The 10,661-nt window shown below is 73.1% G+C and carries 10 protein-coding genes; 7 read left to right on the forward strand and 3 right to left on the reverse strand.

Features of this window, described 5'->3' with window-relative positions; all coding sequences use genetic code 11:
- The first annotated feature begins 180 nt into the window (after positions 1–180).
- Positions 181–816 (forward strand): YigZ family protein, encoded by a 636-nt coding sequence (locus QM582_RS13615; protein WP_415085244.1) that lies wholly within the window; start codon positions 181–183, stop codon positions 814–816.
- Between the two features lie 28 nt (positions 817–844).
- Here QM582_RS13615 and QM582_RS13620 read toward each other — a convergent pair whose 3' ends face one another.
- From QM582_RS13620 to QM582_RS13630, 3 genes are read right to left on the reverse strand one after another with little or no spacing between them, the layout of a single operon-like run.
- Entirely contained in the window at positions 845–1,129 is a 285-nt protein-coding gene (locus QM582_RS13620; RefSeq protein ID WP_415085246.1) for a SelT/SelW/SelH family protein, read from the reverse strand.
- Between the two features lie 2 nt (positions 1,130–1,131).
- A complete protein-coding gene (locus tag QM582_RS13625; protein ID WP_415085247.1) occupies positions 1,132–1,683 on the reverse strand; it encodes a nicotinamidase in 552 nt (183 codons plus the stop codon).
- Positions 1,680–3,026: a nicotinate phosphoribosyltransferase gene (locus tag QM582_RS13630; RefSeq protein ID WP_415085248.1), complete on the reverse strand. Its 1,347-nt coding sequence runs from the start codon at positions 3,024–3,026 to the stop codon at positions 1,680–1,682. The genes QM582_RS13625 and QM582_RS13630 overlap by 4 nt, the downstream gene beginning before the upstream one ends.
- Positions 3,027–3,156: 130 nt before the next feature.
- Between QM582_RS13630 and clpS the strand changes: the two genes are divergently transcribed.
- The 6 genes from clpS to QM582_RS13660 all read left to right on the forward strand — a co-directional run.
- A complete protein-coding gene (clpS, locus tag QM582_RS13635; RefSeq protein WP_415085250.1) occupies positions 3,157–3,471 on the forward strand; it encodes an ATP-dependent Clp protease adapter ClpS in 315 nt (104 codons plus the stop codon).
- Positions 3,468–4,022, forward strand: coding sequence for a DUF2017 domain-containing protein (locus tag QM582_RS13640; RefSeq protein WP_415085252.1), 555 nt, complete (start codon positions 3,468–3,470; stop codon positions 4,020–4,022). Before clpS ends, QM582_RS13640 begins: the two co-directional genes overlap by 4 nt.
- A gap of 164 nt (positions 4,023–4,186) precedes the next feature.
- A complete protein-coding gene (locus QM582_RS13645; RefSeq protein WP_415085254.1) occupies positions 4,187–4,426 on the forward strand; it encodes a FeoA family protein in 240 nt (79 codons plus the stop codon).
- Complete coding sequence (gene feoB / locus QM582_RS13650) at positions 4,423–6,381, forward strand: ferrous iron transport protein B (RefSeq protein WP_415085255.1); 1,959 nt, start codon at positions 4,423–4,425, stop codon at positions 6,379–6,381. The genes QM582_RS13645 and feoB overlap by 4 nt, the downstream gene beginning before the upstream one ends.
- Positions 6,378–6,596, forward strand: coding sequence for a hypothetical protein (locus QM582_RS13655; protein WP_415085257.1), 219 nt, complete (start codon positions 6,378–6,380; stop codon positions 6,594–6,596). Before feoB ends, QM582_RS13655 begins: the two co-directional genes overlap by 4 nt.
- Positions 6,597–6,742: 146 nt before the next feature.
- On the forward strand, positions 6,743–10,661 hold a 3,919-nt coding region (locus QM582_RS13660), incomplete at its 3' end, for a hypothetical protein (protein WP_415085259.1).

The raw sequence follows: 10,661 nt of genomic DNA on the forward strand, positions 1-10,661 counted from the left end.
CCAGCCGGCCAGCAAATTCAAGGCCCGCTACGGCACCTTCGGCTTCAACGACGGAGCCCTGCTCGATGACGGCAACGTCTGGGCGACCAGCTTCGCCGTCACCGAACTGACCGCGGCCGACGAGGCCTTTCTCGGTGGGCTGATTGAGAGGGCGGCGGCGCAGGTCTGATCCGTGGCAGGGTGCTGGCTGTGATCGAGGAGTACCTGAGCATCGCCGCGCCGGTCGAGGCCGAGATCGAGGACCGCCGCTCGCGCTTCCTGGCCCACCTGGAGCCGGTGGCGGACGAGGCGGAGGCCCGCGCGGTGATCGAGGGCGTCCGGCGGCGGCACCACACCGCCGGGCACCACTGCTCGGCGTTCGTCCTCGGCCCGGACGGTGCGGTCGAGCGCAGCAGCGACGACGGCGAACCGGCCGGGACGGCGGGCGCACCGATGCTGGAGGTGCTGCGCGGACGCGAACTGCGCGACGTGGTCGCCGTGGTCACCCGCTGGTTCGGCGGCACCCTGCTCGGCGCCGGCGGCCTGGTCCGGGCCTATTCGGACGCCGTCGCGGCCGCCGCGGACGTCGCCGAACTCGTCCGCTACCGGCTGGTCGACGTCCTGGAACTGGACGCCGACTACGCGATCGCCGGACGCGTCGAGGCGTCGCTGCGCGACCGCGGCGTCCAGGTGGTCGACGTCCGGCATGCTGCCCAGGCGACCCTGGTGCTGGCCGTCCCGCCCGCCGAGCGGGAGGCCGTGGCGTCCGCGATCGCCGAGCTCACCGCCGGCCAGGGACGTCCGAACCCGGTCGGCACCCGCTGGCTCCGCGGTTGAGTGGTACGAAAGAACCGTCCCCGGCGGTTCAGCCGCGGTCGGCGTGGCCCAGTGAACGCTCGGGCGCGACCAGGTCACGGACCCGGCGCTTCAACTCGGTGATCTCGGGGAAACCGCCGTCGGTCTTGCGGTTCCACACCGTGACCTCGCCGACCGCGACCCGGAACATGCCGCCGCGGGACGGGATCAGGGTCACCCCGCCCAACTCTTCGGCGAAGGTCTGCAGCAGCTCGCCCTGGTACCACTGCGCCCGCAGCAGCCAGCGGCAGTCGATGCAGTAGTGGATGGTGACCAGCGGCTTGGACGCGGCCACGGTCACACCTGGACGCCGGCGGCGCGCAGCTCGGCGACCACGTCCGGCACGTTGCCGGGCGTGACCGCGGCGGTCAGCTCGAGCAGCACCCGGGTCGGGAAGCCGGCCCGGGCGGAGTCCAGCGCGGTGGCCTTCACGCAGTAGTCGGTGGCGATGCCGCAGACGTCCACCGCGGACGCGCCGTGCGCCCGCAGCCAGTCGCCCAGCGGCACACCCGCGCCGTCGGAGCCCTCGAAGCCCGAATAGGCCGCCGCGTATTCGCCCTTGTCGAACACCGCGTCGAAGTCGCGCCACAGCAGGTTCGGGTGGAACCCGGCGCCCGGCGTCCCGGCCACGCAGTGCGGCGGCCAGGAGTCGACGAAGTCGGGATGGTCGGAGAAGTGCGCACCCGGGTCGATGTGATGGTCCCGGGTCGCCACCACCAGGTCATAGCCGCCAGCGCCCGAGAGCAGCGCCGAGATCGCGGACGCCGTCGCGGCCCCGCCGGCCACCGCCAGCGAACCGCCCTCGCAGAAGTCGTTCTGGACGTCGACGACGATCAGCACCCGGCTCACTGCTCGCTCCTGGCGTACGGGTTGTCGGTGGTGTGCCCGTCGGCGTCCAGCAACAACGTCGGGATCGCGGCCTCGCCGCGGGACATCTTCAACGCCGCCAGCGGCAGCTCGGCCCGGGAGCGGGCGTGCCGTTCCTGGGCGGCCCGGAGCGGTTCGTGGCCGACGATCGCGCCGTCGCGGACGAGCTCCACCAGCAGCGGCCGGTCGTTGCCGTCGCTTTCCGGCGCCGAGCCGATGCCGATCACCTCGGCCTCGGCCTTGCCCCGGGCGTCCAGCCGGCGCAGCGCGTACTTGCGGCCGCCGATGCTGGTCTTGTTGACGCTCTTCTTGGCCACCGGGTGCAGCGGGGCGTCCGGCTCGTCGCTGTCGGCCCGGGCCACCAGCTTGTAGACGAACCCGCAGGTCGGGGCGCCCGAGCCGGTGACCAGCGAGGTGCCGACCCCGAAGCCGTCCACCGGGGCGCCGCGCAGCGCGGCGATCTGCCACTCGTCGAGGTCGGAGGTGACCAGGATCTGGGTGTGGGTGGCGCCCAGCGAGTCCAGCAGCCCACGCGCCTCGCTGGCCAGTTCGGCCAGGTCGCCGGAATCCAGCCGGATCGCGCCGAGGCGTCCCTGGGTCAGCTCGACGCCGGTGCGGACCGCGGTCTCGATGTCGTAGGTGTCCACCAGCAGCGTGGTGTCCTCGCCCAGCGAGCCGATCTGGGCCTCGAACGCCTCCCGTTCGGACGCGTGCAGCAGGGTGAAGCTGTGCGCCGCGGTGCCCCGGGTCGGGACGCCGTAGCGGCGTCCGGCTTCCAGGTTGGAGGTGGCGGCGAACCCGGCCACGTAGGCGGCCCGGGCGGCGGCCACCGCGGCGATCTCGTTGGTGCGCCGGGAACCCATCTCGATGCACGGCCGCTCACCGGCCATCGCGGTCATCCGGGAGGCCGCGGACGCCACCGCCGAGTCGTAGTTGTAGACGCTGAGCAGCACCGTCTCCAGGATCACCGCCTCGGCGAAGGAGCCCTCGACGATCATCAGCGGCGAGCCGGGGAAGTAGATCTCGCCCTCGGGATAGCCCCAGATCGATCCGGTGAACCGGTAGCCGGCAAGCCAGTTCGCCAGCGCGTCGTCGACGATGCGCTGCTCCAGCAGGAAGGACACGGTGGCGTCGTCGAAGGTGAACGCCTCGATCGCCTCCAGCGCCCGGCCGACGCCGGCGACCACGCCGTAGCGGCGTCCGGTGGGCAGCCGGCGCGGGAACAGTTCGAAGACGGAGCGCCGGAAGGCGGCACCCGAGTGCATCGCCGCGCGGACCATCGTGAGCTCGTAATGGTCGGTCAGCAACGCCGTGGAATTCAGCATGGGCGTCAGCGTAACGGCTGCCCCGCCGGGTGAAACGGGTGGCTCAGCGGGCGTGGATTCCGGGGCCGCCCGGGTCTCGGCGAGCCCGGCCGCCGGTGGCCGAGTCCGGACGGTCTGACACAATGCCGCCATGGTGTTCGCGTCCAGCCAGCCGGGGGTGCCCGAGGGCGGCACGGTGTTGGCCGAGCGCCCGCAGGAGGCGCCGATCGAGTTGATCTCGTGGGTCACCATCGTCTGGGACGACCCGGTGAACCTGATGAGCTACGTCACCCACGTCTTCGTGACCTACTTCGGCTATTCGAAGGCGAAGGCGACCCGGCTGATGCTGCAGGTGCACAACGAGGGCAAGGCGGTGGTGTCGTCCGGCACCCGCGAGGCGATGGAGGCCGATGTGAACGCGATGCACGCCTACGGCCTGTGGGCCAGCGTGGAGCGTGCCGAATGACCCGCTTCCGGCGCTCCGGCGGCCAGCTGATGATCAACCTCGCCGACTACGAGGAGGCGGTGCTGGAGTCGATGGTCGAGCAGCTGATCGGGCTGCTCGAGGGCGACGGCGTCCGGACCGCCGCCGACGACCCGTTCGCGCAGTGGGAGGCCGACATGGCCGCCCCCAGCGACCTGGACACCTCCGACCCGGTGATCGCCCGACTCTTCCCGCCCGCCTACCGCGGCGACGCCGCCGCCGAGCAGGAGTTCCGCCGGTTCACCCAGGGCGCCCAGCGGCGCACCAAGATCGAACAGGCCCGGGTGGTGCTGGACGCGCTGCTGGAGACCAACGGCGGCCGTGACCCGGTGATCGTCCGCGAGATCGAGTTCGAAGCCTGGCTGAAGACCATCACCGCGATCCGGCTCTCGCTGTCGGTGCGGCTCGGGATCGAGACCGCCGACGACATCGACGAGCTCGAACAGCTGGACGACGACGAGCCCCGCGGCGTCCTCTACGGCATGTACGAGTGGCTCGGATATTTCCTGGAAGGCCTCATCGACAAGCTGTGACGCCGGCTTGTCCAGCATCCGGAACTGGTGAGACCACGCGCCGGAAGGTTTTCCGGTTCCCCCGCGGAGACATAGGACGATTCTTAGGCTAGCCATAGCTGACCTGGACGACGTCGAGGCCCGGACCAGCCGGCCGAACGGCCGCGGATCACTCGACTCATTCGATGGACGAAGTCATGGACGTCATCACCTTGGCGGAGGCCCCGGTGGCCACGCCGCTCACTCTCTCCGCAGTTCCCGACGAGCACGCCTGGCGGCTGAGCCGGCTGGGCCTGCGCCCCGGCACGGCGTTCTCGGTGATCCGGGCCAGCGCCGGAGGCGGCCGGATCGTCTCCGTCGCCGGCTCCCGGGTGGCGCTCGGTTCCGCCCTGCTCCGCGGCCTGCTGGCGGAGGTGGCGCGATGAGCGCCGACCGTTCGGCGCCGGCCGCGACCGCCACCCGCCGGCCGGCGGTGACCACCTGCCACTGCGCGGTGGCCAACACCGGTGCCGGCCCGGACGCCGCGATCGTCGCCCTGATCGGCGCCCCCAACTCCGGCAAGTCCACCCTGTTCAACGCGCTCACCGGGGCCCGCACCACGGTCGGCAACTGGCCCGGCACCACCGTCGAGGTGGCCCGCGGCGCCTGGCAGTCCCGCACCCTGATCGACCTGCCCGGCGCCTATTCGCTCGATCCGCTGTCCCCGGACGAGGAACTGACCCGCGACCTGCTGGTCTCCGACCCCGACGACCGTCCGGATCTGGTGATCGTGGTGGCCGACGCCGCCAACCTGGCCCGCAGCCTGTACCTGGTCAGCGAGGTGCGCGAGCAGCCCCAGCGGGTGATCGTCGCGCTCACCATGCTGGACGTCGCCAAGCGCCAGGGCATCGCTATCGACACCGAGGCGCTGGCCGACGTGCTGGGCTGCCCGGTGGTCGGCCTGGACCCGCGCCGCCGCTCCGGGCTGGGCGGCCTGACCGACGCCGTGGACGCCGCGCTGCGGACCGGCGAACCGAAGGCCCGCAAACACCGTTGCTGCGGCGACGCGCTGCAGAAGGCCGACGAGCGGTTCGGCTGGGTGTCGGCCGCGGTCGAGGCCGGCGTCACCGACGCCGGCGAGGACCGGGTGTCGTTCTCCGACCGGGTCGACCGGATCGCCACCGCGCCGGTGCTCGGCCCGCTGCTCTTCCTGGGCGTGATGTGGGTGGTGTTCCAGGTGACCACCACGGTGGCCGCGCCGATGCAGGACTTCTTCGACTCGCTGTTCTCCGGGCCGCTCACCGACGCCGCGCTGGCCGGCTTCGCCGCGGTCGGACTGGAGGGATCCTGGATCGAGGGACTGGTCGTCGACGGCCTGATCGCCGGCGTCGGCATGGTGCTCACCTTCGTCCCGCTGATGGCGCTGATGTTCGTGCTGCTGGCGCTGCTGGAGGATTCCGGCTACCTGGCCCGGGCCGCGGTGGTCACCGACCGGCTGATGCGCGCCATCGGCCTGCCCGGCAAGGCGTTCCTGCCGCTGGTGGTCGGCTTCGGCTGCAACGTGCCGGCGATCAGCGCCACCCGCATCCTCAGCGACGGCCGGCAGCGGCTGCTCACCGCGCTGCTGGTGCCGTTCACCTCCTGCACCGCCCGGCTGACCGTGTTCGTGCTGCTCGGCACCGTGTTCTTCGGGCAGTGGGCGGGCACCGTGGTGTTCGCCATGTACGTCGCCTCGATCCTGCTGGTGGTCGGCGTCGGCCTGGTGCTGCGCCGCACCCTGTGGCGGGCGATGGGCGCCGAGCCGCTGGTGATCGACCTGCCGCCCTACCAGGTGCCGACGCTGCGGCTCACCGCCACCGTCGCCTGGACCCGGCTGGCCGGCTTCCTGCGCACCGCGTCCGGGATCATCGTGATCACGGTCTGCGCGGTCTGGCTGCTGCAGTCGGTGCCGGCGCACGGCAACGCCGGCTTCGGCGAGGTCGAGGTGGAGGATTCGGTCTACGGGGTGGCCGCGCAGGCCATCACCCCGGCGTTCGCGCCGGCCGGCTTCGCGCAATGGCAGACCACCTCCGCGCTGGTGGTCGGCTTCGTCGCCAAGGAGGCGGTGATCTCGTCCTGGGCGCAGACCTACGCCCTGGAGGAGCCCGAGGAGGGCGGCGACCCGGGTTCGCTGGGGGAGCGGATCATGGCCGACTTCACCCAGTCGTCCAACGGTCACCCGATCCCCGCGGCGCTCGCCTTCATGGTGTTCCTGATGGCCTACACGCCGTGCGTGGCGACCCTGGCCGCGCAGTGGCGGGAGATCGGCGGACGCTGGACGCTGTTCGGCATCGCGATGCAGCTGGCGGTGGCCTGGGGGCTGGCCGTGCTGATCTTCCAGGTGGGGAGTCTGTGGTGGTGACCGGACCGGTGATCGCGGTGCTGGACGCCCTCACCGACGGCGCCGGCTCACTGACCGAGGTGCGCCGCCGCACCGGCCTGCGGGCCGACGTGGTGCGGGCCGCCGCCGACCATCTGGTGCGGGCCGGACGCCTGCAGGAATGCCCGCTCGCCTTCGGCTGTCCGACCGACGGCTGTGGTGGCTGTGCTCTGACGGGGTGCGCTCGCCGCAGTTGATCGCCGGCATCCTCCGGCCGGGGCGCCACCCGGCCGGAGGGTGACCGGATGCCGGGCTTCGTGCGATAGTCGGATCGCGGACGGCCGATGGTCGTCCGTCCCACCCCGAAAGCCCCCAGGAGCAGGACGTGCCCCAGTCCGGATCCATGCCCGTTCGCCGTCGTCCCGGACGCCACCGGCGTTCCTCGGCGCACCTGTTGCTCGCCCTGGTGCTGGCCCTCGGTTCGGCGCTCGGCGCCGCGCCGCGTGCCGCCGCCGAGCCGCGCGGCTTCCTGACCATCGACAAATCGGTCACCGGCTGGCGGGACGGCCACCCGGTCGATCCGGGCGACCGGTTCTTCTACACCGTCCTGATCACCTGCTCGAACAGCTCCGCCGAGGCCGGCTGCACCGGCGCCGCGCTGACCGATCCGTTGCCGGACGGGCTGCTGCTGGACGGTGCGGGTGCCGCGGTCACCGTGCTGCCGTCCGGTTCCGGCACCGTCACCGTCGACGGCGACACCGTCCGGGTGTCGTTCACCGAGCCGCTCAGCGACCCGGCCGGGGGACGGGGGATCGGCGCCGGCCACACCATCACCGTGCAGATCCCGGTCCGGGTCGATCCGGCCATCTCCGCCGAGCTGGACGGCCGTGACCTGACCAACACCGCCACGGTGGACGCCGACAACACCGATCCCGCCTCCGACGAGTTCACCGTGGTGCCGAGCGTGCCGATCGAGCTGGAGGCGTCCACCCGGAAACGGTTCAGCCCCGGATCGGGGGTGGCCGCCCCGGGCACCGAGACCACGCTGCGGCTCACCGGCGGCAACGCCTCGAACGTGCCGGTGGACCGGATCGTGATGACCGACCCGACCGACCCGCCCGGACCGTTCGCCGCGCTCGGGCTGACCGGTCGGCTGGACGTCAGCCTGCCCAGCGGCGCCGAGCAGGTGCGGCTCGACTGCCACGTCAACGGCGCCTGGGTGAACGGCGTCGCCGGACCGCCGCCGGCGGTGCTGCCGGCCGGCGTCCTGCCCGAGGCCTGCCGGGGTGTCCGGGTGCACTTCCTCAGCACCGCCGGGGGCGGCATCCCGCCCCGGGCGTCCGGCTCCATCGACATCGGGCTGGAGCAGCGGCCCGGCATCGCCGACGGCACCATCGGCAACGAGGTGTCCACCATCGTCGGGGTCGGCGGCGACACCTCCGAGCCGGCCACCGACACCGACGACTACGTGGTGTCCGCCTCCGACATCGACCTGGAGGCCAGCAAATCGTTCAGCCCGGACGCCGTCGCCGCCGGCCAGCAGAGCACCGTCACCCTGGGCGCCAGCAACACCAGCAGCCGGACCCTGGACTCGCTGCGGATCACCGAACCGGGCGGCCAGCCGAATATGTTCGACAACGGGCTGAGCTTCGACGGTTGGACCGAGGCGACCTGGCCCGCCGGGGCGACCGGGGCCAGCATCACCTACACCTTCGCCGACGGCGGCAGCCAGACCCTGACCGCCGGCGCCGCCGACTCGCTGCCCGCCCCGCCGGCCGGACGCCGGGTGACCGGCTTCGCGGTGGAGTTCACCGGGCCGATCGTGCCCGGCGCCGACACCCGGCTCCGGTTCGGCGTCACCGCCGCCGCCCAGCAGGCCGCCGAGGAGGTCCGGCACCCGAACACGGTCGCCGCCGACTCCACCGCGCCCGGCGGCTTCCGCGGCCACGACACCGCCCGGGACACCCTGACCACCATCGTCCAGCGGCTCGGCGTCGAGGTCAGCAAACGCGTCTCCCCGGAGGAGATCTGGTCCATCCCGGGCGAGAACGCCACCGTGCAACTGGGCGGCCGGGTGCTGCCCTTCCCGGATTCCACCACCAACGCCCACCGGATCGTCGTCTCCGACCCGGCCGACCCCGCCGACAGCGCCTGGTGGGACGCCTTCGCGCCCTCGTCGGTGGTGGCCACCCCGGTGCCGGACGGTGCCACGCTCACCGTGGAGTACTTCGACACCCGGACCGGCAGCTGGCTGCAGGTGCCCGGGATGGCGAACCTGGCCGGACCGCAGGTGTTCTCCGGCGACCTGCCGGCCGAGGTGATCGAGAACGCCCGCGGCATCCGGTTCGGCTACGACTCGGCGGCCGGCTTCCCGCCCGGCACCCGGGTGGCGCCGAACCTGAACTTCGCCCTGCGCGCGCCGCTGGCCGGCAGCGATCGCGGCGACATCCGCAACTGCGCCGCCGCGGACGCCTCCGCCGGCGGAGGCGTCGAGGCCGACCGGGCGGTGCAGGCCGCGCCCTGCGCCAGCATCGACCTGAAGCCGCCGACCCCCGGCGCGGGCGACCTGGTGTCGAAGCGCTGGGACGACCCGAAGGCGGTCGGCGAGCGCACCGGCAACCAGCTGGGCGCCACCGTCGGCTGGTCCACCGGCGGCCGTTCCGGGCTCGACCAGGTGATCGTCTCCGACCCCGCCGCCCCCAGTGCCGCAAACCTGGCCGGCAGCGTCTTCGACACCTTCGACCTGGTCCGGGTGGACCGGGTCAGCGCCGCCGCCGACCCGCTGCTGAGCTACGACCGGGTGGCCCGGGTGGAGCTGTTCAGCCGGTCCGCGGACGCCTGGATCCCGGCGCCGGGCGACCCGTGCCCGGCAGGCTGCGACGGTACCTTCCCCGGCTACACCGTCCCGGACGCGCTGCGCGGCGACGTGATCGGCGTCCGGCTGGTCGTCGAGGAGAGCCCCACCCGCGGGCAGCGGCTCGGCAACGACCCGAACGCGCCCCGGGTCGGCAGCGGGGTGGCCCGGTCCTTCCGCTCCACCCGGCCGCTGCACCTGGTCTTCCAGCTCCGCGACGAACGGCGCTCCGATCCGGACGTCCCGGTGGTCGCCGACGCCGAGTACAACGTGGCCGGACGGACCGGCCAGGTGCGCAACACCGTTCGGGCCGACGGGCTGGTCGGCGGGCAGCCGGTGGCCGGCGACACCGACGCCGACATCGCCACCATCACCGAGGTGCCGGTCACGGTGAGCCTGCAGAAGACCTGGACCGGTGGGCCGCTCGGCGTGCCGCCGGCCGGCAGCACGGCCCGGTTCCCCGACGACTACCCGACCGGGCGGCTCGGCCTGGACGCCCACAACACCACCCCGCGGCAGATCGACCGGCTGACCATCACCGAGCCGGGCCCCTCCGGCGGCACCGACCCGTTCGACCGGTTCAACCTGCGCGATTTCGTCGCGATCACCGACCCGGCCGCGATCGGCGCCGATCAGGTCACCGTCCGGCTGGCCCTGGCCGGCGGCGGCAGCCGGGAGCTGACCCGGCAGCAGGCGCTGGACGCCTCCGAGGCCGAGCTCGCCGACGTGGTCGGCTACACCGTCGTCTACACCGGACGGATCGACGCCGGCGCTCATGCGGTGGTCAGTGCCGACACTCGGCTGCGGCAGCACACCCGCTCCGGCGACGACCCGATCACCGGGCCGGCCACCGTGCCGAACCGGGCCGCCACCCTGGCCGAGGACCTGGTCGGCTACCCGGGCGTCGACCCGGTGACCAGCACCGACGAGGCCGGCGCCGGGATCGCCCTGCAGACCACCGGCATCGGGCTGAGCGTCGGCAAGAGCTTCGCGCCGTCCAGCCAGACCGAACCGGATCGCGGCCCGGTCACCATGACGCTGACCGGGCGGCCGTCCGGCCCGTCCCGGACGAACTGGATGCGGCTCACCGACGACGACAGCACCTTCTTCAACGCCTACGACTTCGCCGGCTTCGGACCGTTCGCCTTCACCGCCCCGATCGACCGGGTGCAGGTGGACGCCTACGTCGGCGGCACCCTGCGCGCCGCCGGCGACACGGTGGTCCGCGACGGCGGCGGCTGGGTGAACGGCACACCCGCAACAACACCGGTGCTGCCGGGCGGGGTCAGCCCCGAGGAGGTCACCGGGCTGCGGTTCACCTTCACCCGCGCCGACGGCACCATCTGGGAGAATCCGTCGACCCCGCAGCAGGCCGTCGCGGTGCAGGTGCGGCGCCGGACCACGCTGCGCACCGGTGGCCCGGTGCCCAGCGACCTGGCCGGCAGCGCCGCCGCGCCCGGCGAGGACG

Source organism: Micropruina sp. (assembly GCF_047607385.1).
Classification (GTDB): Bacteria; Actinomycetota; Actinomycetes; order Propionibacteriales; family Propionibacteriaceae; genus Micropruina.

Coding starts and splice junctions, on each gene's coding strand:
- clpS (WP_415085250.1), top strand. CDS start 3,157: ATGGTGTTCGCGTCCAGCCAGCCGGGGGTGCCCGAGGGCGGCACGGTG.
- feoB (WP_415085255.1), top strand. CDS start 4,423: ATGAGCGCCGACCGTTCGGCGCCGGCCGCGACCGCCACCCGCCGGCCG.
- QM582_RS13645 (WP_415085254.1), top strand. CDS start 4,187: ATGGACGAAGTCATGGACGTCATCACCTTGGCGGAGGCCCCGGTGGCC.
- QM582_RS13630 (WP_415085248.1), bottom strand. CDS start 3,026: ATGCTGAATTCCACGGCGTTGCTGACCGACCATTACGAGCTCACGATG.
- QM582_RS13640 (WP_415085252.1), top strand. CDS start 3,468: ATGACCCGCTTCCGGCGCTCCGGCGGCCAGCTGATGATCAACCTCGCC.